General features: G+C 54.4%; 16 protein-coding genes. 6 read left to right on the forward strand and 10 right to left on the reverse strand.

Annotation, left to right across the window (positions count from 1 at the left end; genetic code table 11):
• The first annotated feature begins 1 nt into the window (after position 1).
• Together ACKGJP_RS31600 and ACKGJP_RS31605 are read left to right on the forward strand one after the other, a co-directional pair.
• Complete coding sequence (locus ACKGJP_RS31600; protein WP_409342714.1) at positions 2 to 856, forward strand: ABC transporter ATP-binding protein; 855 nt, start codon at positions 2 to 4, stop codon at positions 854 to 856.
• Between the two features lie 3 nt (positions 857 to 859).
• Positions 860 to 3,610: a hypothetical protein gene (locus ACKGJP_RS31605; protein ID WP_409342715.1), complete on the forward strand. Its 2,751-nt coding sequence runs from the start codon at positions 860 to 862 to the stop codon at positions 3,608 to 3,610.
• A gap of 62 nt (positions 3,611 to 3,672) precedes the next feature.
• On the opposite strand, the gene ACKGJP_RS31610 is transcribed toward ACKGJP_RS31605, so the two are convergent.
• From ACKGJP_RS31610 to ACKGJP_RS31650, 9 genes are all read right to left on the reverse strand, one after another.
• The gene (locus tag ACKGJP_RS31610; protein WP_409342716.1) at positions 3,673 to 8,346 is read right to left on the reverse strand and encodes an S-layer homology domain-containing protein; all 4,674 of its coding nucleotides are present in this window, start codon (positions 8,344 to 8,346) and stop codon (positions 3,673 to 3,675) included.
• Between the two features lie 707 nt (positions 8,347 to 9,053).
• Positions 9,054 to 9,560, reverse strand: coding sequence for a GyrI-like domain-containing protein (locus ACKGJP_RS31615; protein ID WP_409342717.1), 507 nt, complete (start codon positions 9,558 to 9,560; stop codon positions 9,054 to 9,056).
• Positions 9,561 to 9,733: 173 nt separating this feature from the next.
• Positions 9,734 to 9,976: a hypothetical protein gene (locus tag ACKGJP_RS31620; RefSeq protein ID WP_409342718.1), complete on the reverse strand. Its 243-nt coding sequence runs from the start codon at positions 9,974 to 9,976 to the stop codon at positions 9,734 to 9,736.
• 245 nt (positions 9,977 to 10,221) lie between these two features.
• Positions 10,222 to 11,199 carry a hypothetical protein gene (locus ACKGJP_RS31625; RefSeq protein ID WP_409342719.1) on the reverse strand — a complete coding sequence of 326 codons (978 nt, stop codon included), beginning with the start codon at positions 11,197 to 11,199 and terminating at the stop codon, positions 10,222 to 10,224.
• A gap of 171 nt (positions 11,200 to 11,370) precedes the next feature.
• Entirely contained in the window at positions 11,371 to 11,946 is a 576-nt protein-coding gene (locus ACKGJP_RS31630; RefSeq protein ID WP_409342720.1) for a hypothetical protein, read from the reverse strand.
• A gap of 68 nt (positions 11,947 to 12,014) precedes the next feature.
• Positions 12,015 to 13,064: a hypothetical protein gene (locus tag ACKGJP_RS31635; RefSeq protein ID WP_409342721.1), complete on the reverse strand. Its 1,050-nt coding sequence runs from the start codon at positions 13,062 to 13,064 to the stop codon at positions 12,015 to 12,017.
• Between the two features lie 991 nt (positions 13,065 to 14,055).
• Positions 14,056 to 15,654, reverse strand: coding sequence for a response regulator (locus tag ACKGJP_RS31640; RefSeq protein WP_409342722.1), 1,599 nt, complete (start codon positions 15,652 to 15,654; stop codon positions 14,056 to 14,058).
• Between the two features lie 88 nt (positions 15,655 to 15,742).
• Complete coding sequence (locus tag ACKGJP_RS31645; protein WP_409342723.1) at positions 15,743 to 17,590, reverse strand: sensor histidine kinase; 1,848 nt, start codon at positions 17,588 to 17,590, stop codon at positions 15,743 to 15,745.
• Between the two features lie 151 nt (positions 17,591 to 17,741).
• Positions 17,742 to 19,283 (reverse strand): extracellular solute-binding protein, encoded by a 1,542-nt coding sequence (locus ACKGJP_RS31650; protein WP_409342724.1) that lies wholly within the window; start codon positions 19,281 to 19,283, stop codon positions 17,742 to 17,744.
• A gap of 288 nt (positions 19,284 to 19,571) precedes the next feature.
• On the opposite strand from ACKGJP_RS31650, the gene ACKGJP_RS31655 reads away from it, so the two are divergent.
• From ACKGJP_RS31655 to ACKGJP_RS31665, 3 genes are all read left to right on the forward strand, one after another.
• Complete coding sequence (locus ACKGJP_RS31655; protein ID WP_409342725.1) at positions 19,572 to 19,748, forward strand: hypothetical protein; 177 nt, start codon at positions 19,572 to 19,574, stop codon at positions 19,746 to 19,748.
• Positions 19,745 to 21,316, forward strand: coding sequence for an FAD-dependent oxidoreductase (locus ACKGJP_RS31660; protein ID WP_409342726.1), 1,572 nt, complete (start codon positions 19,745 to 19,747; stop codon positions 21,314 to 21,316). Before ACKGJP_RS31655 ends, ACKGJP_RS31660 begins: the two co-directional genes overlap by 4 nt.
• 95 nt (positions 21,317 to 21,411) lie before the next feature.
• The gene (locus tag ACKGJP_RS31665) at positions 21,412 to 22,473 is read left to right on the forward strand and encodes a Gfo/Idh/MocA family protein (RefSeq protein WP_409342727.1); all 1,062 of its coding nucleotides are present in this window, start codon (positions 21,412 to 21,414) and stop codon (positions 22,471 to 22,473) included.
• Between the two features lie 261 nt (positions 22,474 to 22,734).
• On the opposite strand, the gene ACKGJP_RS31670 is transcribed toward ACKGJP_RS31665, so the two are convergent.
• On the reverse strand, positions 22,735 to 23,535 hold the full coding sequence (locus tag ACKGJP_RS31670; protein WP_409342728.1) for a DUF6597 domain-containing transcriptional factor: 801 nt from the start codon (positions 23,533 to 23,535) through the stop codon (positions 22,735 to 22,737).
• Here ACKGJP_RS31670 and ACKGJP_RS31675 point away from each other — a divergent pair.
• The gene (locus tag ACKGJP_RS31675; protein ID WP_409342729.1) at positions 23,516 to 23,920 is read left to right on the forward strand and encodes a hypothetical protein; all 405 of its coding nucleotides are present in this window, start codon (positions 23,516 to 23,518) and stop codon (positions 23,918 to 23,920) included. The genes ACKGJP_RS31670 and ACKGJP_RS31675 overlap by 20 nt on opposite strands.
• The last annotated feature ends 429 nt before the right edge of the window (positions 23,921 to 24,349 follow it).

Here is a 24,349-nt window from a genome sequence, read left to right on the forward strand (position 1 = left end):
TATGATTCACTGCGAAGGACTAGTCAAAATATACAAATCCGACGATGTAGAGGTCGTCGCCCTGCAGGGGCTGCATCTGTCGGTAGCGGAGGGCGAGCTGATGGCGATCATCGGCAGCAGCGGCAGCGGTAAATCGACGCTGCTTAACATTCTCGGAGGCCTGGACCGACCGTCTGCCGGGCAAGTTCGGGTCGGTCCGTGGGATTTGCTGAAAATAAACGAAAACCAGCTCGTCCAGTACAAACGCCGAACGGTCGGCTTTATTTGGCAGAACAACGCCCGCAATCTGCTCCCGTATTTGACGGCGCTGGAGAATGTGGAGACGCCGATGCTGATCGGCGGCCAAACCGACCGGCATTATGCCGAGCAGCTGCTGGACTCGGTCGGGCTCAAGCACAGGATGCACAATAAGCTGCATCAGCTCTCCGGCGGCGAGCAGCAGCGCGTCGCCATCGCCATCGCACTGGCGAACCGGCCGCCGCTGCTGCTCGCCGACGAGCCGACGGGCTCGGTCGATTCGCAGACGTCGGACCGGATCATGGATATATTCCGCAGACTCAATCGCGAGATGGGCGTTACGATCGTCATCGTCACCCACGATCTCGACTTGGCGCGCAAGGTGGACCGCGTCGTCGCCATTCGCGACGGCTTGACGAGCTCCGAAATGATCAAACGGACGGAAGCGGAGACGGCGGCAAACGCACAGCAAAGTCATGAGGAATACGCCGTCGTCGACCGCGTCGGCCGCCTGCAAATACCGAAGGATTACTTGGAGGCTCTGCAGATCGGCAGCAAAGCTTCGCTCGAATTCGACGGCGACAAAATCATTATTCGCACCCCCGTCAAGGAGGAATAACTTATGCCAACAGTGCCAAAGACAAAGAGGAACGCCTCTTCCCTTATTTACGAAAGAAGCGAGCGTTTGCCGGGTAAGGCCTTTTTGAAAAACGGCGTAAAATCCGGTTCCTCCGCTCTCCGGCTGACGGCCGTCTGCGTTTGGATTGCAGCGGCGCTGGCGGCAGGAACCTCTCCCGCCTTCGCCTCCGGTTCCGCTGCAGCCAAGCTGGAAGAAGGCGCTGGTTCAGCGACGCTCGAAGCATCGGAAGAGGCATCCGATGCAAGCAAGACGGGCACCGGATCCGCGCAATCGGCCGCTTCCGCAGAAGCGACTTCGCCCTCCCTGCCTCCGGCCGAATATCCGCAGCTCCCTCCGGTCCCGCTCGGCGGTTCGGCAACGGCCGAATTAACGAAAGCCTTGGTCATGTCCGGTCCGAACGGCAAAGAGCATACTCTCGGCTTCACGCTGCGGGTCGCGAACGGCGGCGGAGACAGCCTGAATTTCGGCGATTACTGGGTGAAGCTGACCGATGACGCGGGCAACCGCTATTATCCGCAGCTTCTGCCCGAACGGCAGAACGATAACCGGATCGCTGCCGGCACGAGTAAGGACTACACGTTTTATGCCGTTCTCGGAGAGAACGTGACGCTTCAGCGGCTAACCTTGGAATTGATCCGGTGGGATTTCAGCCGCCGGGATCTCATGCAGCCGCTCGGCTCCTTCGCTTTTCCGGAAGCGTACTCGCCCCTTACGCCTGCCGGCGGCAGCAGGAGACTGGAAAACTTGGACATGGGCGTCAAGCAGTTGAAACGGGTAGACGGCCAATCCGATTCATCGCGCGTTTCCGTTACGGTAACCGTAGAAAATACAGGCAAGCAATCCGTTGCGCCGCCGGCTTACGAATACGCCTTGCGGACGGCGGACGGAGCGGTTTATCCGCTTGAAGCCGTATCTGACGGAACGGCCAAGCAACTGCTTGCTCCGGGTAAAATACGGGAGCTCGTGATCGCCGGAACGCTGCCGGCCGCAGCGTTGAAAGAACCCGGCGAACTGCTCGTCGCCGAACGCCGCGACGGGGTCGACGTCCCTCTTCCTGCCGCCGTCTTTACTTTGCCGCCGGCCATTCCCGAAACCGCACAGGAAGAGCATATCCTGAGCATAGGAGAAACGAACGTCTCCGCCTCGGTCAGCCGGGTAACCGCCTATAGCCATTCAAGCGAAACGAAGATGAATGTCGAGCTGTCGCTGACCAATCAAGGCGAGGACACCGTCACGTGGCCGAATCATGGTTACAAAGTCCGCACGCGCAGCGGTCTCCTCTACCCTGTAACGCCTGACGTCGGCTCGGGCACGGCTGCGCTGCACCCGAACTCGCCGCGGCACTTGCCGCTGACGGCATCGCTCCCGAAATCGCTGCAGGACGACGAGCCGGTGGAGCTGCTTCTTTATACGGCTGACGGCCGCGTTAACGGAGGCTCTCAGCAAGGGGGAGAAGATGCGGCTGACGGCGATAGCTATCCCATTGCCGCCCTTCGGCTGCCTGCTGAGGCGAGTGAAGGCAATGCCGCCGGCAAGCCTGCCGTCTTTTCCGACAGCAACGGCAAGTACCAGCTGACCGTGGATTCGATTTACCGGCTGCCATGGGAAGAGAGCGATCAGATCGTCCTCGAGGCGACGCTTGCCAATCCGGGAGACAGCTCCCTCCCCATTCCGGCAATCGATGGAAGGCTGCTGCTTGAAGGCGGGGCCGAGCTGGAGCTAAAACCGATCGGCACGGGAAGCTCCCCGTTTCTGGCCGGCAGCTCGCAAACGAAGCTCGTGTTCACCGGGCAGCTCCCGTATACAGCGCGCTTGTCCGGTCTCGCTTTCGCCGCATTCGCCAAACCGGGAGAAGGCTCCGACAAGAAGCTCCTCGCCCGATTCGGCTCGTTAAAGCTGAACGACGTGCCTTTCGTCAAGACGGGAGAAGCCTCTGCCAGAAGCCTTGACAGCCGCACTACCAAGCTATCCGTTTACGATGTCTTCTCCTATTCGGCGGATGCTTCGAACCTGATCTATGCCGAAATGGAACTGGAAAATACGGACAAGCGGCTCGTCAGCCCTTCCAGGCTCGCCGGAGCGTTTCTGACAAAAGACGGCGTCAGCTATCCTGCAACCGTTTCGGAGCCGCGTCTTAAGGTTAGTCCGGGCGGCAAAACGGCGGTCGGCTTTTGGAGCCGGCTTCCGCGAACGGCATCGACGGAAGGTCTGCAGCTCTTAGTCGGCGATGCCGTATCCGGCGGCGGCTTGGCCAAAGCCGGCCAGCCAGTCGACGGCTTCATTCATGCCGCCGTTTATGAGCTGCCGGTTGAACGCAAGGTACCGCAGCAAACGCTGAACCGCATCGAAATAGCGGGCTACGAGCTGTCGCTGAGTAAGATAAGGCCGACCTTGGGAACCGCAGCCGATGAAATCCAGCTTTCGTTCGACTATGACTTGTATAGGAAAGCGGAGCACGAGGAAGTTCCGGAAGGACACAAGCTGCTTATCGAGCTGGAAGACGGAGGCGTTACGCTAACGGAGGAAATCGAATTGGAGGGCGGCGGAACTAGCGGTATCGGTAAATCGCTTTCGATCGGCTCCTCCAACAGTTACGCGATGAAAAAAGCGAAAGCCGGACTTTTCGAGAAAATCGGTTCCTTCGACAGCTGCACCCTGCGCGTCTACGATACGTTCCAAGGCGCCAAGCGGCTGCTGGCCAGCCAAACGCTGCGCTGGTTCGAAACGAATTGACGTCTTGACTCCTAAAAAAAGCGGTTGAGCGGGGATCGTTCCCTGCTCAACCGCTTTATCCTTTAATTCATAAATCCGATCTTCATGGCCAGCCGCTTCAGCAGAACCGCCGCTTGCGCGCGGCTCGTTTGTTCTTGCGGAGCAAAGGAAGCATCGGTCATCCCGTTCATGATGCCCTCGCTTACCGCACGGCTAACGGCGCTTTGCGCCCAGCTGCCGATCGATTGGGCATCGGCGAATGGCTTAAGCGCGTCCGCCGTAACCGGCGATGCTTTCGCTCCGGCGAAATCGAATGCGCGGGCGGCAAGCACCGCCAGCTCTTCACGGCTGATAACGGCATTCGGACGGAAGCTGCCGTCCTCATAGCCTTGAATCAGCCCTGCAGCCGATGCCGCCGCAACAGCGCCGGCGTACCAGTCGGCGGCATGCACATCGGCGAAGGCCGACCCGCCTTGCTTCTCCGTCAACCCGAGCGCCCGCACGAGCAGCGCGGCGAACTCGGCACGCGTCACCGCTTGATCCGGCGCGAACGCGTTATCCGCTACGCCCTTAACGAGCAGCTTGGAAGCGAGCAGCTCGACATCGGCTTGCGCCCAGTGGCCTTTCGTATCGGCGAACGTCTTATTCAATCGGACGACGGCATACATGCTGTTGCCGGTCCGTTTCATAATGACGGTCGTCGTTCCGTTCTCCTGCACGAAACGCGCCGGGACGAAGCTCATCTCGCCCGTTTCCGGATCGATGACGACCGCTGTCGCTTGGTTCGAAGCCGTTTTCGGCAGCGTCAGCGAGCGGGTTACGTAACGCTTGCCGAAATCGGCAAGCTCCAGCTTGCTCGATCCCGCCTGCACCGTCACGCGGAATTCGTACACGTCACCGACGACTTCGCCGCCGGCGGCTTTAACGGCTGCGGCAATCGCGTCCGCGTCCGCTCCGGACTTCTTCTCAAGCGAGATGGTGACCTGAACGTCTCCCGCTTTAGCGCCCAGCGCCTTCGCCAGCGCTTCGGCGTCGATCAAATCCGCCGGCAGCTGGTAGCTGGCAGCCCCTGCTTTTACCGTAAGCAGCGCGCCCGGCACCGCTTGCTCCGCATCGGCCAAAGCCTGTGCGGATACGCTCAGCAGAGCGACTGAGCGAGTGGAAGGCACTTCTACGAATATCTCATTAGCACCCGCGGTTTGTTTGCTCAACGTCTCTACCGCTTGACGCAGCTTCTCGGCATCAACCGTCACCTTTGTAGCCGCTTTGCCGTTCTCGTCCTTTGTTTCGGTTACCGTACCCGATACTTTTACGCCATTCGAAGTCGGCGTTGGCGTCGGAGATGGTGTTGGTACCGACGGGGACGGAGACGGCGTCGATGGCGTCGGATCCGGTGTCGAAGACGGCTGATACGTCATTTGGAACGACTTGGCGTTTGTCTTTTTGCCATCTACATAAACGGCCATCGTGACCGTATTCGCACCTTGCTGCAAGCTCACTTTGCCTGTGAAATCTCCGTTTGCTGCAACCACAGCTGCCATTCCATTCAATTTTACGGCTACGCTCGAACCTATGCCCATCACTTTCACGTTACCCGTCAAATCAACAGTAGCGCTTGTTACGGTCTTGCCTTCGTATTTCAGATACCCGGACAAGGCCGCCGCCCGGATATCGTCCCCTACGCTGTACGTATTGGCCAGCAGCTGACGCTTCGTTCTAACGCCGCTGTCGTCAAGCGCCGAAACGATCATGCCGCCTGCCGGTATCGCGCTGTTGTTATCTTCCGGCACCGTCCAATTCCAGGTGGACGCTTGGGTCTTGTTTACGACCTTCGTCACTTTACCGGTCGCGTCGGTCACAACTTCGACTCCGAATTTATTCGTGCCTGTGGACGTGCCGAATTCCTCGTTGTAAACGTTCATATCTCCCGTATTACGGCTTACGTTATAGTAGCTCGCTTCCAGGAAAGCTTCCGCGTCTCCCGGCTTGCTGATCCCGATCTGGTAATCCTTCACGTAGTTCTCATTATTTACGGAAGCCTTGATAATCGGCCAGTTGGCAAGCGAAGCGTCAAACAGCATCAGCCCGTTCGAGCTGCTCATCGCGTTTTGGAAAATATCCTTTTGCAGCGACGGCGACTGAAGCTTCGTCAAATCCATCCCCGCATAAAGCGGTACTTCTCCGTTCGTCACGATCGTATCGATCGTCAGATAGCGCTGAATTTCCTGAGCCGTTCCGTAATAGGTGCCGACCATCAGGAAGTCGAGGTAATTGATATATCCGGTCTTGTAATACTCATCCGTGTAAACGGACGTGGTCGGGAAGCCAAGTCTAGGGTCATAGCGGAAATCTTTGCTGCCCCAGTGCACGCCGTTCAGGTAATAAGATTCGAACCACGAGCCTACATAAGCGGAGGTTTGAATCGTTCTGCTTTTGTTATCTTCATAGCGGTTGACCAGATCATGCGTTTCCTTCACGAAGCTTTCGATGACGCCGGAACGGAACTCCCACCAGTCTTGAATGAGCGGTCCGTCGGTACGCTTGCCGCTCACGTAGCGGAACACGTCGTCCGGCCATGCGTTGAGCTGCTTGCCGCGTTTCTGCAAGAACGCTTCGAATTTAGCCTTGGTCACTGCGCTGAAATCGGCGGTTTCGTTGTCGTAACGGCCGCGGTCGAGAATGATGCCGTCGACGTCGTAATTTTTCAGCACTTCCTCGAACGTTTTCAGCTGGAAGTCGCGAACCTGATCGTTTGCCGGGTTGACGAACAGCACCTGCGCACCGTTGGCGCTGCCGGCCAGGCCTTTCTTCCCGTAATCGCTCTCACGCAGACGCATGATTTGCCCGTTGTCTTCCGCGCGGAACACCTGCTCCTCCCAATCGAGGTGCTGATCGATCAGCGCGAAGTCCTTCACCGCGATCGAGCCTTCGGCAAATACGTTAAACGCCGCATGCACCTTCAGACCGAGCGCGTGGCTGTGCTTGAGGAATTCCTCCAGCAGGTCAAGGTTCGGATTCGAGCCTCTCCGCTCCGGCGCCGTCATCTCGCTCACATAAGGGCGGTTCGTCAAATCGCTGTTTTTGTACGATACGAAGCCTTCCACGCCCTTGACGTCAAAAGCGACGTCCGTCACGCCGGCATCCTTCGCTTTTTGCAGGAAATCCAGCACGCTTTGGCTCGATTGGAACTTCCGCGCGTTCGACGCTTGATCGACCCACAGAATGACTTGTTTCTCGCTCGTAAGCTTGCGGTTGCTGTAAACGACGAGCGTTTTCTTGTCATGCTGCACGTCGCCGCGCTTCAGCACGATATCCAGATAGTTCGCTCCGGCCGCCAGCGGCGCCTCGAAGCTGAATTTGCCGTCCGGCTGCAGCGCAACCGGCTGTCCGCCAACGGTCACGAGCGCGTTCGTCGGGTTCGTCACCAAGCCCGAAATCGTCGTCTTCGCATCGGCTGTCGTATACATGGCGAGATTGTCGAGCTGCAGACGCGGAATCGTGCCCAGTCCTGTCATGACGGCCGAAACGTCCACCACATCGCCGTTTTTGCGCAGCTTGGCGGTATCGCCCGGCTTGAACTTGGTAGCCAGAAACTTCTTGATGTCGTTGTTCGCATAGTTGCTGTCCTGCGCGATAACGACATAGCCGCCCTGCGGAATCTCAAGATTCGTCGCCGTCGGCGTCCAGGAAGGAACGCCGCTGCTTCCCGCTTGGTTGACCATCTTCGTCACTTTGCCCGATGCATCGACCTGAATGGCCACGTTAACGGCGCCTACCGAGATGCTCGAGCCATATTCGGGCGTAAACAACGCGAAAATGTTGCTGATTCCCGTAATATCCTTGTCGATGTAATCGATTTTCTTCTTCGGTCCTTGCGTCACGATCGTGATGTCCGCCGGAGGCGCTTCGATCTCGATCAGGTCGCTGGACGCCGGCTGATAAGCGAGCGTAACCGTTTGCTCTTGGAGCTGCACGGTTCCCTTGAACAGCTTCACCACGATCGTGTTGAGTCCCGCCGTAAGCGTAACCGTTTGACGGAACGAGCCGTCCGCTTGAATGGCCGCATCGGCGTCGCCGACCTTCACGGAAAGGCCCGCGTCAGCAGTATATTGATGCACTTTGCCCTCGATGTTGTAAGTAGCGGAAGTTACGCTTGTTCCGGACATCGTCTTTAGCTCTAGGCTAGGGTTCAGCAGATCGGATGCTGCTACCGTTTGCCCGCCCTTTTGCAAGGAAATCGTATCCCCGACTTTGAAAGTTTCATATAAACCTCTGCGGAGAAACTTTCCGACCCAGTCGTCGTCGCTTGCAAGAATGACATAACCACCTGGAGGGATGGACACATACTGGTCCGCTTCCCAACCGTTCGGCTTATGCGTCGTGTTGTTGATGCCGCCAGTCGGACCAGCCACCTTGAGCACTTTGCCCTGCGCGTCAACTTGAATTGCAGCATTCGTGTTCTTGACGAAAATGCTGCCAGGCTGCAGCGCAACAGTGGCGGAATCGTTATGTACCGTTGTTCCGCTCGTGTAGACGGCTAAATAATTGCCCACTTGCTTTGGGCTATTCACATTAAAATTGACGTAATTCATCTTAAGCTTCGTATTTCCGTCTTGTGAAACCGCATACACATCCTGCGAAACGGTAGCGCCTCCCGTTCCCGTGTCCGCGGCGGCTGCCGCTGCGAGCGACGGCATCAGCGAGAACAACAAACAGACGATAAGCAGTACGTTCAGCTTGTACGTTCTTTTTCTCATAACTCCACCTTCCCTGTATGTAGTAATAGCTATCGACGCCATTATAGTTGGGAACGTTTTCAGCTTATAGGTGACCGTCATGACCATTTCGTGGCGCATGATGACTTTTTGTTAAACGGGCCGTCGCGGCTGGGCGTAAACGTAACGAAACCGTAATGGTTCCGGCGGTATGCGAAACCAGCCCGGCTTCATGTCGCTCAGGGCCGCAAGACGGAAATACCTTCTTCATAACGAAAAGCCGTCCGCCGTACGTATTGACGTACCGCAGACAGCTTCTGGGCTTCTTACTGCCATAAGTTTCCCGTCCAAGTCGCGCGGCGAAGGAATCAGGGAGATTTTAGCCGTGTTTTTTAGCATCTTGCCGGTTATAACGGATTTTCGAGGCGCTATTTTCAGACCAATCGGCCCCATGAAGAAGAATAGCGGTTTTTCGCGGTCTTATGCAGCCCCTCTAGAGCGGTCTCTCTCCAGAAGTGGCCAGATAACGCCCCCGAAATCCGCTAACGCTCCGAACCAGCCAGCTTACCGAGTAATAAGCACTCGAAAGTCCGCTATCCCGATCACAATCGCACGTACCGTTACCACATGCTGCAGCAGCCGCCGGAAGAGATCCTTCTAACAATTAAGTCCTTATCCCCTAACGAAAAAGCCGCCCGAAGGCGGCCTTGGAGCATGCAGTATCTTCAAACGGCGGACCGATATCGGCGCTACGCCTCCGCTTTAACCGGGCCGAACACCTCGATGGCGGTATACTCATTAGGGGCACAGTCGTTGTCGAAGCGGTATTTTTCCAATACCATGCCGTTCTCATAGGACTCGATCCCCTTGTCCCGGCGGTACTCGGCAAGCAGCCCGTACGGATCCGGCTGCGACCAGGGAAGGGGGCCCTCGTAACGAACGGTTGCATAGCTGGCAGCCGGTATGGTAAAGCCCATCATGCCTTCAGGAATGTCCGCCAGTTCGCTGACCTCCAGGCAGTAGAAATACGTGAACATGACCTCGCAGTTATACCAAGGCGCCCAATAGGTGTCGGGATCGACCGCATGCTTGATGGCGGCCTTATTGTCCATAAACCGCTGCTTCGTTAAGCCGATGTTGCTGAAGACACCCTCCTTGAAAGAAACGTTGACCGGAAAGCCGACCATTATCATCTCGGGAAGCGACACGATCGTCACCTCGCTCGCCTTACCTTCCGCTTGCACCTGCTCGCTCATACACTTCGCTCCTCGTCCGCTATCGTCTAATTAACCGCATGTATGCTTCACCGACAGTCCGCTCGTCTGAGCTGCCTCTCTGCATACCGGCAAGAAATACATGACAATATTTTCTACATATTGGGATAAAACCCTTCTTTAGTGTAAAGAAATGCAACCTTTCTCTTAAGCTGTTACCGGCAGGGTAGCGTCGCCCGGTTCTCGCCGCCCGCTCCTGGATACGACTCCCAGCCGTTGTTGGCGTCGTATGCCGGTAGGTAAGTTACGCTCAAGCGTTCTTGTCCGGCGCCGTAGACGTAGGTGTCGTGCCACTTCGTCGGGTTGGCTTCCGAAGCTACGAGCGGTTCCGGCAGAGCCAAGCTCACGTCGTTCGTATAGTTGAACCCAGTGCTTCTTCTTGTACTGATGCTCCCCAACCGTCGCGCGGACCGCCCGGATGCGTATCCGGATCCGGATTGTTGTTCCCGCACTTCTTCGCCAACCCCGGCGGGATAAAGCCCGGCGGCACAAGGTTACGGTCGGGTCGTAGGCGATGTCGACAGTCATTTTCGCCTGATTTTCGTCTACGTTATACCAAATAGCTTATATTTCGTATATTAAAAGCCGCAGACTTCTGTCAGCGGAAGTTTGCGGCGAAATCTAAGAGAATTCGTTGATATAATTACTGCCCTCCACTTTTAGACTCAACATAGCTAATAGTATTACCGCTTACATCGAGTTCGTAACTTTTAAAGGTAGTGGCCTTTGATTTAGGTACAAGTTCACCTGACTTACCATAGTAATAAGTAACTTTCATCCCTTTTCCATTCGGGAGTTTTTCCAATGTTTCAATTTCAACTGTTGGGTCTTGCTGCTTTATTGGTTCTTTCATCAGAGAGTGGGCTATCTCATCGATCCCAACATTTTTTCGAAAAAACCACTGTTTGTCTCTGCTTTGAAGATTTCCATAATCAAAAACATCTTCATAAAGTAATATTCTAATAGAATCACTTGCAAGTGTCTTATTCTCGAAACAGTTATTATAATCACTCAACATTTGATTTGGAATGTACCGGAAAAAGCCTTTGCCGAACCACATAGCCCAACATGAACCAAACCAGACATCCCCAATAAAATGGGAATGACCCGGATTATATTCAATATCGACTATTTGTCTACCCTTTATTATTGGGCATTGTTTTAACCGAACTCCTTCGATAGACTTATTTCTTAATCTATAGAAATCGGGATCAGTATTGTTTTGCCAAAAGTCATCCTCAGACGAACATGCAAATGCAACAATACCTGATAATTCCGAAAATGCATCTTCTATAAATCGAAAAATTCTATCTTTATTTTGATTAAACAGTTCACCCGTCAAGTTAATGGTAACAAAAGTATGGATATTACTTTTTTTAACAGTTAGCCAATTAGCTCCATCTTCCACCCCTAACGTAAATGGTTTATGAGAAGCTATTTCCCGGAGGATGCCTAAATAAAAGGTAGTTTCACTAAACTTTTTTTTCTTACCTTTTGTTATATTTGTTCCCATCATTTCCGAAGGAACAAACAAGTCCATCTTCTTGAACAATGAGGATACTTTTTCTTCCGTGAGTGACTCACTATCAACCACCAATTTTGAAACAATACTATTCGACATGTCTCCATACTCCTGAACAATTAATGTGATCCCATTATGAATATTGTTAATCTTCTCCATATCAAACCTATCTTTCGTCCCTGCCGAAACCTGGCGATCTACTTCAAAAAAGTGAAATACTACCCAATATAGCTAAAATTAAGCATCTAATTCCAATCAACCTATTTGTTATTACCTGGGGACCGTCCATCGGGATACCGAACTCGTCGTAATGGTAGCGCGCGGAGACGCGGCCGTCCGACCCATCAGACCGATCGCGCTGCCGAGCGCGTCGTTCATGTAGTACAGCGTCTTCGGCGTCACGCCCAGCTCTGCGCCGCCCGCTCCCGGATACGGCTCCCAGCCGTTGTTGGCGTCGTATGCCGGCAAATAGGTTACGCTCAAGCGTTCTTGTCCGGCGCCGTAGACGTAGGTTTCGTGCCATTTTGTCGGGTCGGCTTCCGAAGCAACGAGCGGTTCTGGCAGGGCCAGGCTTACGTCGTTGGTGTAGTTGAACTCCCAATGCTTCTTCTTGTACTGATGCTCCCAACCGTCGCGAGGACCGACCGGATGCGTATCCGGATCCGGATTGTTGTTCCCGCACTTCTTAGCCAACCCCGGCGGGATAAAGCCTGGCGGCACGACATCGTCGCACTTGGAACCGTTATTGCCATTGCCATTGGCGTTTCCGTTGCCATTGCCGTTGCCGTTCCCGTTATCCGGGTTATGGTCGTCCGGGCCGTGGGCGATGTCGACAGTCATTTTCACTCGGTTGCCGTCTCCGTCATACCAGTAGCGCGAAATATCACGTGTCACTGGGTGGAAGAATGGGTTATTCACTTCTGGACATCAAAATATATTAATTTATTTTCTAAATCCAAATAAAAATCTCCAACAAAACTTGCAGACTTTACATAGTCATTGAAGGTTTTACTATATGACCAGTTCTTAGTTGTAAGCCCCAGTGCCTCTTGCGATAATATCGTGTTAACTTTATCAGCTTGTTCCCAATTAAATTGGGTGACAAACTTCGAAAATTCCTCATCCTTTAATACTACATATCCCACTAGACGATATGAAGATGGTCCAATACTTCTATTGCCTCCTATCAGGTGCGTCTGCCATAAACATTTCTCAAAATCACCTAATCGAGGAAATCTTGTTTTTATGGGATCGATATCTGTGCGAATTATTGATTCCTTTAAGTCCCCATCTCGGGCATGGTCATTACTAATATAAAAATAAATCATTGTGGTAATAACTGCCATTGATAATATTGCAATATACAGTACCATCTTTTTCATATTAGTATCTCCACCATATATACGAAATATTTGTGGTCGAGCTAGCCTCCCTATTTTCCATCTGACCGTCCTATGCATTTGTCCATATGTCATAAAGGAATGGGCCCATCCAAGAACGGCAAACCGCCCATTCTCCTCATCTGGAGTGCCAGTTGCGATATCTGACATACCTTTATTAAAATTATATTTGTCGATAGCATGAATTGTAATGTCCATTCTCATATAGCCTTCATCGTCCACCGACGAAGAACCACTCCCCCAAATATGATGAGCCCCAATGGCCTTCTGCCAATTTTCGGTATCCCCATTGGGGATTCCTTCCGCAGAACCTGTTACATCAAAGTAAGATTTTCCACTAACATTGTAGAGTCTTTCCGCTTCAGCTTGTGCTGAAGCTATTTCTCTATCAATAGCGTCTTGGATTACACTATCTTCATAATATGCTTTATCATAGTCAATATATAAGTCTTCCCCTTCTCCTTCTCTATAGTGCTCATAATTAGTGGTGGCATCCACTAAGTCACCTCTAAGCAACTTAGCGCCTTCAGGCGTTTGTGCGCCGCCGGACACAAAGAGCTGCATGCCGCATGCCGTCGCGCTGCCTATCCACGGTTCCGTACCGTAAACGGAATCGATAACCTCATAAACGCTGCCTGTTATCGTTGGAGTATATACTGACCAAGTGACGGACTTCGCAAGATCGCCATCAAGCAACGACGAAAAAAGAAGACCACAAGCGAGCGATTAGTCTCGTTTGTGGTACTTTTATAATTTTATTCGATACCTTCTGTACAACGTTGCTTGATAAAGCGGGCTATCCATCCATCTGCTGTAAAAGGCTCACTTGCTAACCCTTCACTGGCATCGCGGATATCTTCTAGTTTACCCGATGCCCATTCGGACGAAGTGTAAGACGCCAGAGTCAGAGCTTACTTGGCATACGCATACTGGATAAATTAAACCAATTGGTTTTAAGTGAAAACTTAGCATTCCTCAATAACATAAGATTTTACTAATTTAGAATCTTGAAAAAAATATAATCTCTCGCACGTAATACAACGCCAAACTTCATACTGAGGGTCTGGTATTTGGTCTATAGACTCTAGTTTACTTATTCGCTCCCACTCTTTATCGGTATAGATCTTCAACTCAACATCATTAGGAACTCGATGATTTGACAATGTTTCTCCACACTTGCAAGTGAATTTTGACATAGTATCCTCCTACGTTTTATGCATCAATACTATCAGAAGCCGAGGAGTTTCTCCTTATTTGCCCGGAATATATTCCATCATCATCCCATACGTGCAACTTAAATATAGTGTCATATTTTTTTAGTTTGGTCACACTGAAATAATACAAGTCAAATATATGAAGAGCACTAAGATCTTCATCGACCCCATACCTTAGATCCAATATTACTTCCTCAGCTCCTTGCTCATTAATCCCTTTTGCGACGGCAGACGCCTGCCGATTCGAATGTCATACCACAAGAACTGCTTGCCAGTCATACGGCGTATACACGAATCTCGACACAACAAAAGGGCGGTTGATAGAATCCGCCCTTCATCCGTTAAGGTTTCATTTCGCCCGGCGTGACGCCCCAGTATTTGCGGAACACGCGCGTAAAGTGGCTGACGTCCTTGTAGCCCACCATCGAAGCCGCGTCGTACACCTTGGAGCCGCCGAGCAGAAGCTGCTTGGCGCGCTCCATTTTGCGCTCCTGCACGTAGTTCGTAAACGGCTTGCCCATCTCCTGCTTGAACAGCCGGCTCAAATAGGACGAATTGACGTACAGCCGGTCCGCCACCGTGAAGAGCGTAATCTCCTTGTCCATGTCCTGATCGACGATCTCGAGAATTTGCCGTATCGTCTTGTGCACGGCGGATTTCCGTTCCGACTGCCGGCTTTCGACCATACGGGCGACGATCCGCTGCAGCCATGCGTACGCCTGCTCCTTCTCGGCAAGCGCATGCAGGTTGTGGAAATAAGCCGCGTCATCCCCCGCTACCTGCTGCAGCGACCAGCCTTGACGCTGGATCATCCGCCCGAGCAGACCGCTTACGTAATACAAATGTTCGCGTACGGCGTCGGCCGAGTGCGCGTTCTCCACCCCATGAATCCACAGCTCGCCGAGAGCGGTGGACACCTTGTTCTCGTCGCCGGTTTCGAAGCCGATCTCCAGCTCCTTCTCTCGATCCAGCGAAGGTGCGGAGCCGCTGCCGGTCCCATATTCCTCCCGGTACGGAATGGCGAGATCGCTGCCGTGCACGAGACGGGCCTGCAGCGCTTTCCCGGCTTGCCTATACAGCTTGCTTACATCTTCGCGCATGCGCGTGCTTCCGCTGATGCCGGCGCTTGCGGTCACCTTGAGGCATTGCTTGAACACGTTAAGGAGCTTCGTTGCCGCCGCCTGCACCTGCAGCAGCGCTTCGTTCTCGGATAACGCGTCCGCAAGCGCGAATATGACCGCCGTTTTTCCTTCCGCATCGGCGCATATCCAGCATAGCTGGGAGGCAAAGCATTCGCGGGCGATACTGTTGAGCGAGAAACGCAGCAGCGGCTCATCCTCCGGCAAAAAGCGCTCTTCCCCTTCGCCCAGCGGATCCATATCGAACAGCGCGACTGCATACATCGCTTCGGCAGGAAGCTCGATGTGCAGCTCGCGGCTGCGCAGCTCAATCTCCCAAGACGCATAGTTGCCGGCAATCCAGCTCTGCAAGAACATATCCTGCAGATGCGGCAAATGCTCCTTCCATTTCACCTGCAGCTCGGACTGGCTGTGCCGCCGCTCCAGCTCCATGCGAAGCTGTTCGGCCGCTTCCGTAACGGCCTGCAAAATATCCGTGTCGCCTGCAGGCTTGAGCAAATATTTGCTGACGCCGAGCTCCATCGCCGTTTGCGCATAAGCAAAGTTGTCGTGGCCGCTTAGAATGACGCATTTCATATCCGGATCCTGCTCCCGCACCTTGCGTACGAACGTCAAGCCGTCCATATGCGGCATTTGAATATCGAGCAGGATGAGATCGGGCCGCTTCAACTCGATCAGTTGCAGCGCTTCGACCCCGTTCGCAGCGAGACCTACGACTTCGATTCCGTTCCGCTCCCACGGTATTTTCTCGGCCAAGCTCGTACGCAGCCGCAATTCGTCTTCGACGATCATCAGATTCATGATGGCTTGTCTCCCCTTCCGCTGCGCTTGACAGTCTAAGCTTTGACCTTTCGTTTTCCCCCGAAATCGTCAAAACCGCTTATTCCATTCAAGCGATTCCTGATGTATCCTCCAAACATTTGTCCAGCGGCAAACGAATCGTTACCACCGTTCCTATGCCTTCTTCGCCTTCGATGACAAGCTCGGCCTCATCGCCGTAATACATTTTCATTCTGGCGGCGACGTTGCGCAAGCCGAACAAGTCCCCTCCGCCGGAGCCCTCCCCGAAGGGCGTCAGCTTCAGCGGCGATTCCTTGAGCTTATCGAGCGTGCTGCGAATGTAGTGCAGCCGCTCCGCGGGAATCCCCTTCCCGTTATCCCTCACCTGCAGCACCAGCTTATCGTCCTCGATGCGGGCGGCAATCCACAGCATGCCTCCGCGGTCCATCGCTTCGAGTCCATGCAAAATCGCATTTTCGACAACCGGCTGAAGCAGCAGCTTGAGCACCTGAACGTCCCTGCTTTCTTCCGCTACCTCGTATTCGACCGCAAAATGCTCCGAAAACCGGATCTGTTGGACCCGTAAATAGTAATGCAAATGATCGATCGTTTCGCTTACCGTAAACGTCTCTCTGCCCTTGCTTAGGCTTAGGCGGAAAAACTTCGACAAATTCAATACCATTTCGCTGATTTCATCCGCGTCGTAATCCTTCGCGGCCCAGTAGATCGAGTCCAGCGTGTTGTACAGGAAATGCGGATTGATCTGCGACTGCAAAAACTTCAGCTCCGTCTTCGACATCCGCAGCTCCTGCTCGTAATGCCCCTGAATGAGCTGGAGCTGGTCCTCCGCCATCTGATTGAAGGCGCCGGTCAAATAACCGAGCTGGTCCTTCCGGTTGTTCTCGAGGCGGATGTTCAGATTGCCCAGCCGCATCTGCTTCATGCCGTGGGCCAAGCTCTCGAGCGGCGACGTGATGTTCCGGTAGATGACCCACGCGATCCAGAAAGCAAGCAGCACGCTGATGCAAATGATGATGATCGTGAAAATCTGAAGCTGTTGGGTTTCCCGCCTGAGCTCCTCCATCGGCTGCACCATGACGACCGACCAGTTGCTTTGACGCGATTTCGCCCGGATCATGCTGAGCTGCTCGCCCGTATCCTGCGACGTTTTCACGAGCATGTCCTTGTTATCGTCGTCCCATTCCGGCGGCAGCACGTTGCTGCTCGTCCCTACGACAAGCTTTTTGCCCACGTACAAATAAATTTGCGCCTTCTGCGAAGGCAGCAGCGCGCTGGTCAGCTTCAGCAAAGTGTCGCGGTTGATCGTAAAGATGACGAGGTTCGGCTGCCGCTGCTGGTTATATACGTCCATCGCCCGGACAAGCGACATGTTATTGATGCTGTACAACCCATTAAAATCGTTTTTGGCGTATTTTTCCGCCTCTTCCTTCGTCGGCAGGATGAGCTGGTTGCCCCCGTTCGCTTCAATGCTGCTGCGCACCCAGTCGTATTGCTGGACATTCTCCATCTGCTGGCCGCCGAAATTCGAGGAAACCAGCATTCCCGTAGGCGCATGCAGAACCGAAATGTGCGACAAGATCGGATTGATCGCGCTGATGTTGGACACTTCCCGCATCAAATGCGAAAATTCCAGTATCGCGCCCGGCGTCAAGTCCGTTCCGACGCGGTTCAGCAGCTTGATCAAATTTTGATCCGAGGCGATCTGCGTGGACAGGGCATCCACGTTCTGCATCGCGAGATCGACGTATTCGATGGCCGAGGTCAGCGCCCCTTTGGTCCGCTCGCCGATCTGCTTTTCGAGCGTCTGCTGCGACCGGATGTTGGCAAACAAACTGATCGCGACAAGCGGCAGCAAGATGAGCAGAAAATAACAGGTCAGCCGCACCTGGATATGCTGCGTAAACTGCTTGTACAGCCATGCGGGCAATTTTCCCATTCCGCTCCCCCCTTCATAATCCCCACATAGTGAAGCCAATCCTTCGAAGCATATTCCTTCCTAGACGAACGATAGAGAGGATCGCCTTTACCTTTGCCCGTTAAAGCGGTCATGCTTCGATTGTTTCTTCCATAAAAAGGTTGCTCTTCGGTTACTTGGCTTGACGCCGGCTGTACCACTCGTTGACCTCGCGGGTGATTTCGTCTCCGCCTTCGCGATACCAGCGTTCGACGAATACGTCGAATTCCGATAAAGGCGCTACACCGAGCACGATTTTCGTAAACGTGTCTTCCTGATCCTTCAGCAGCCGGGCATTGTATTTGCCCATCGCTTGCGTAGGCGTTCCGGTAAATTTGGTGCGGATTAAGTTGAGCTCGATCCGCTGCAGGTTGTCCCACAGATTGAACTGCTCGCCCAGCGAATCGAGGCGGTCTTTACTGACGTCGGGCTCGATCGTATCGGCAAGCGCGCTGTAAATGCCCCGGTAGTAATGCTTCGTATGCTCGGCGAAATTGGTTACCATTTTGCCGTCCTCTTTCGTCCAAATTTCATTCTCGAAGCCGAGCTTCAGATCGCGGTGGCCCTTGCCCCCGATAAAATTCAGAAACCGGATGACCCCTTCGCCGTTCTTGCTCGCCGCCGGGATGACATTATACGAACGGACGATACTCATGTCGTACGTCCCTTTGCTGCCGTTCGCGCCGACCGGGAAGTCGAGCGGAATCCAAACCGCCTTAGGGTCCCTTTTGCGGTTGGTTTCGATCGGACCTCTCGTATCCGACCAGGCCGCCGAAAACAAGCCGACCTTGCCCGATGCGATTTTTTCCTGGAAATTTGCCGACTTGTTAAGAGGAAACTGCGGATCGAGGAGATTTTCCGCATAAAGCTTAGACAAGAAAGCGAGCGCTTCCTTCGTCTCCGGCAAAGTCGCGCCCGAAACGAGCCGACCGTCCCGCTCCAGCCAAGCCGACTGCATGATCTGCGTGCCGAAGGCGCCGAAGATCGGGGCGGTGCGTCCGAGCCGTTCCAAGATCGCAAAGCCGATGGTGTCGTTTTGGCCGTTCCCGTCCGGGTCTCTATCCTTGAACGCCTTCATGACCTCATAATATTCTTCGAGCGTTCTTGGCGGCTTCAGCCCCAGACGGTCCAGCCAGTCCTTGCGTATATACATGATTTCGGCGCCCTTCACCTCGTTCAGGCTCGGCACCGCATAAATATGTCCGTTAACCGTTACGTTCTCCCACGCCTCCTGCGGAATCCGTTCCTTCAGCTCCGGGCCGTAACGGTCGATCAGATCGTCAAGCGGCATAAGCGCATTCCGGTTTACGTAGTTGATGAACCAGGACGGGTTCGGCGCGTTCAGCATGTCGGGAAGCTCGCCGGACGACATGATGACGTTCAGCTTGTCGTCGTAGCCGTCGATCGGCGGCAGCGTTACTTTGACGTCCAAATTCGTATTTTGTTCGATATAGTCCAAGTATTCGTTATGATTTTCGTCCGTGCCGGCGGGAAACGTGCTGCCTTGGCTGTTGGCGACGATATTGATCGTCATACGCTTGCCGGCGTCCTTCGCAACCGGGAACTTTACCGCGGGCGTCTGGCCGCCAGGCGAGCCTGTCATTTCGCAGCCCGCCAAAAGTCCGGCGCCGACTACCGGCAGCATGCATACGGCTGTAAACCGTTTGATCGACATAATCAAGCGTCCTTCCCTCTGTCCGACCTCGAACCGCAAGCGATCCGTATCCCTTCATTGTAGTCTTTTCGCAAGGGCAACACCAGTGGATACCGATGACATTGTCATGTCGGCTCATGACAACCGTGCGGCTTCCGCGGTTTACGGGTCCCGTGTCGTCTTGCAGCCTGCAAACGCCTATACAGGTCACCGATTGACCAGAGAAAGTCATTATTGTCGCCTACCTTTTCCAATCGGCGCGGGCTAAGATGAAGGTTGATTATCTCAACTCTGGGGGGAGAGGCAACCATGAAAACATTAGTAAATGACAGGCTGGAAGCGTTTGTCCAAAAGCCCGCAAGCCATGGCTATCAAGACGCCTATATGCTAAAATATGAAGGAACTAGGATGGAAGCGGAAGGGATTCGCGAAAGCCGTCAAACCTTACGGAACAAGGCTGTTTCGTTCGGGGGGTGGCGCGGATGAATCGGGAGCTTCATGCAGATATCGCCATTATCGGCGGCGGTACGGGCGGCTTTGCGGCTGCGCTGGCCGCTCTGACTGCGGGTAAAACCGTCATCATGACGGAGGAAACCGACTGGATCGGCGGTCAACTGACCAGCCAGGCCGTTCCGCCGGACGAGCATCCGTGGATTGAGAAATTCGGCTGCACACGAACGTACCGGCAGTTTCGCGAGGGCGTCCGCTCGTATTACCGGAACCATTTTCCGGTTACGCAAGAGGCTCGCGTCAACGTGGAATGGAATCCGGGCGGCGGCATCGTCAGCCGTCTTTGCCATGAGCCGAGAGCCGCGCTTGCCGTACTGGAGCAGATGCTCGCTCCTTATTTGCACGGCGGACAGCTTACGCTGCTCCTTCGGCACGAACCGGTTTCCGCCGAAAGCGAAGCGGACAACGTTCGTGCGGTGACGGTGCGCAGCCTCGAGTCCGGAGCTCAAACGGTCATTACGGCGCCTTATTTCCTCGATGCGACGGAATGCGGGGACCTGCTTCCTCTCGCAGGCGTCGAATATGTGATCGGCGCGGAGTCGAAAGCTCAAACGGGTGAACCGCATGCGCTGGACGAAGCCCGTCCGATGAATATGCAGTCGTTTACGTACTGTTTCGCCATGGATCATCTGGAAGGCGAGGATCATACGATCGAGAAGCCTCGCGATTATGCCTTTTGGCGCGATTACAAGCCGGACTTCTGGCCCGACAAGCTGCTGAGCTGGAGCGGCGTCAAGCCGCATACGCTGGAGACCGTCCGTTACGAGCTGTTCCCGGACGGCAAGTCGTTCCCGCTTTTCAACTACCGGAAAATCGCGGACAAGTCGCATTTCGCGCCCGGCACGTACCGCAGCGATATTTCGCTCGTCAACTGGCCGCAGAACGATTACTGGCTCGGACCGATCATCGACGTCAGCGCGGAAGAGAAAGCCCGCCATCTCGAGCAAGCCAAGCAGCTCAGCTTGTCGCTCTTGTACTGGATGCAAACCGAAGCGCCTCGTCCCGACGGCAAGGCCGGCTATAAAGGCTTGCGCCTGCGCCCCGACGTTGTCGGCACGGAAGACGGATTGGCGAAATACCCGTATATTCGGGAATCGCGCCGGATCCAAGCGGAATTTACGGTGCTCGAGCAGCATGTCGGAACCGCGATCCGCGACGAGCGCCAGGCGGAACGTTTCGCGGACTCCGTCGGCATCGGCTGCTACCGGATCGATCTGCATCCGAGCACAGAAGGACGCCATTATGTCGACGTATCCAGCCTGCCGTTCCAGATTCCGCTCGGGAGTCTGATTCCAGTGCGCATGAACAATTTGCTGCCCGCCTGCAAAAACCTCGGCGTCACGCATATTACGAACGGCTGCTACCGGCTTCATCCCGTCGAATGGAATATCGGCGAAGCAGCCGGCTATCTCGCAGCGTTCTGCCTGGAGCGGGAAGTATCGCCGCGGGCCGTGCGCAATCAGGCCGATTTGCTGGCCGACTTCCAGCGGACGCTTGCGCAGCGCGGTATCGAGCTGGCTTGGCCGGCGACCCGTCCCGTATAAGCAAGCTTCATGCTTTGCGCTGACGCCGTGCGAATCCCTGACTAGCGGCTTCCATCATCCAATCGTTTATCGACTAGAAAGAGGTGCTTTTTTTCATGAGCCAAAAAATTCGTATCGGCGTCATCGGCGCAGGATCCATTTCCGAATCCCATCTCGGCGCTTACGCCAAAAATTCGGAAGTCGAACTCGTCGCGATCTGCGACTTAAACGAGGAACGCGCCCGCGCGAAAGCCCAAAAGTACAACATTCCGAACGTATACACGGACTATCATAAACTGCTGGAAGACGGCAGCATCGACGCTGTAAGCGTCTGTACCTGGAACAACACGCACGCGCCGATCAGCATTGCCGCGCTGAATGCCGGCAAAAACGTGCTCTGCGAAAAACCGCTTTGCAAAACGGTCGAAGAAGCTTATGAAGTGGAAGCTGCCGTCAAGAAGAGCGGCAAAACGCTGCAAGTCGGCTTCGTCCGCCGCTATGCGTCCAATACGCGCATCGTGAAGGAATTCTTGGAGAACGGCGACCTTGGCGAGATCTACTACGCGAAGGCTTCCTGCATCCGCCGTTTCGGCAACCCGGGCGGCTGGTTCGCGGATACCGAGCGCTCCGGCGGCGGACCGATCATCGACATCGGCGTCCACGTCATCGATCTTTGCTGGTACCTGATGGGCCGTCCGAAGGTCAAAACGATCAGCGGCAACACCTACAAGAAACTCGGCAACCGTTCCCACATCGAGAACTTGGCACAATACAGAGCGGCCGACTACACGCCTGATGCGAACGACGTTGAGGATATGGCCAATGCCCTCATCCGTTTCGAGAACGGCGCGTCGCTTCTCGTTGACGTCAGCTTCACGCTGCACGCGAAGAAAGACGAAATCACCGTCAAAATGTACGGCGACAAGGGCGGCGTCGAGCTCGAGCCGGAACTGAGCTTCATCACCGAGAAATACAACACGATTCTTAACATCGATCCGCAAATCAACAACAAAGGCTTTGATTTCATCGCCGGCTTCCAAGACGAAATCGATCACTTCATCGATACGTGCTTCGGCCGCAAAGAAACGCTCAGCCCTGTTCAGGACGGCGTCGAGATGATGAAAATTTTGTGCGGCATTTACGAGTCCGCCGAAAAAGGAACGGAAATTTCGTTCTAATACGGCGGTTTACAAAAAGGCTGCTCTTCAAGCGATATGCTTGAAGGGCAGCCTTTTTCTCATAGTTACGGATATGCATGAGCAACCGGTTACCCGTTAGGTGTGTTTACCGAATGGACTACCGTTATAAATAACCATAACAGCAGGAATGGAATAAGGCATGCTGCTGCAACGATGAGGACAAAAACGTTATGGCTTCGTTTATTTTTCATCGTCCAAAGCCTCCTGCCGAACAAGTAGAGAGCCGCTTGAGAAGATCGTTCAGCCTTTTTGCCGGTATTCCTCCGGGGACAGCCCTACGATGGACCGGAAATCTTTAATGAAATGAGAATGATCGTAATAGCCCAGATCGATGGACAGATCCAGCCAATCCCGCACCTCTCCCCGATCGATCCTCTCGGCCGCATCGTGAAGCCGCCAGCGCTGAATGACCGATTTCGGGCTTACGCCCACATAACGGTCGAACAATCGCTGCATCGTCCGTTTGTTCATGCCGGTCAGCCGGACCGCATCCTCCACCTTCACGACGGTTCGATCGTCCTTGATGGCATTGACGATACCGTTTACGAGCTCGACGTTCGGATCGCGGTCCGGCAGCCGTTCGGCGAGAAACGCATCCGTCCTCTTCACCATTCGTTCGTCATCCGGCTGCCCCAAAATTTCCGACTCCAGGGATCCGGCGCCGATTCCGAATACCTCCTCAAAGCCGATGGAACCGCCGGTCAGCATGGACACGGGCGCCTGCAGGAACGGATAGAAGCCGCCGGGCTTGAATTTGACGCCAACGACCCAGCCCTGCTCCTGCAGCAGATGAGCGGATGTCTTTCTGGCTACGCCGTATATCCGCGTGTTGTCCGGTTCAACGATTAGATTGACGTTCGGATAAGCGATCAGAGTCTGGGGATAGGGCTCCTGGCCGCGCAGATCCCACCTGACGATCCAATAGTGCTGCACAAAATATCCCGTATCCGGGGATGGCTGATATCTTGCCAGCGAGAACTTCCGTTCCCCGGCAGCCGGATGAAGGAGGCCCTTCGGCAGCTTGTCCGTCGTTAAGGTCATGAACATTCCTCCTGTCGCTTTCTTGCCGTTTCTCCCTATATTAAAAGTAACAGCCGAAGCATCCGATTACAATTCCATTCTATGGTGCGGTGCCTCCGACGCTCAACAGCGGAGGTGCGGCGCGGCACTTCCGGCGCTCAACAGCGGAGGTGCGGCGCGGCGCTTCCGGCGCTCAACAGCGGAGGTGCGGTGCGGCGCTTCCGGCGCTCAACAGCGGAGGTGCGGTGCGGCGCTTCCGACGCTCAACAGCGGAGGTGCGGCGCGGCACTTCCGACGCTCAACAGCGGAGGTGCGGCGCGGCACTTCCGACGCTCAACAGCGGAGGTGCGGCGCCGCACTTCCGGCGCTCAACAGCGGAGGTGCGGTGCGGCGCTTCCGGCGCTAACTGGAAAATATACAGCTGAATTTGACAATTTGGAGCGTTACATCCGACTTAAATGGAAAACCTCCAGTTAAAATGCGCTATTTTTCCTAAAAGGGCGATTTTTGCGTACATGAACTGGAGGATTTCCAGTTACTTCTGCTGACCTTGCCGGAGCAATCAATCTAACTACAGGTTTTCCAGTTCAGTTCTCCCCTTGAGAGGGGGGCAAACAGCCCAACCACAAGAGGGGCCATCCTGTTGCTCTCCCTCGCGGTGAGCCGACAGCCCAACCGTAAGAGGGCCATCCTGTTGCTCTCCCTCGCGGTGAGCAGACAGCCCAACCGCAAGAGGGGCCATCCTGTTGCGCTTCCTTGCGGTGAGCCGACAGCCCAACCGCAAGAGGGGCCATCCTGTTGCGCTTCCTTGCGGTGAGCCGACAGCCCAACCGTA

This window comes from Paenibacillus litoralis, assembly GCF_046244365.1.
Taxonomy (GTDB): Bacteria; Bacillota; Bacilli; order Paenibacillales; family NBRC-103111; genus Paenibacillus_V.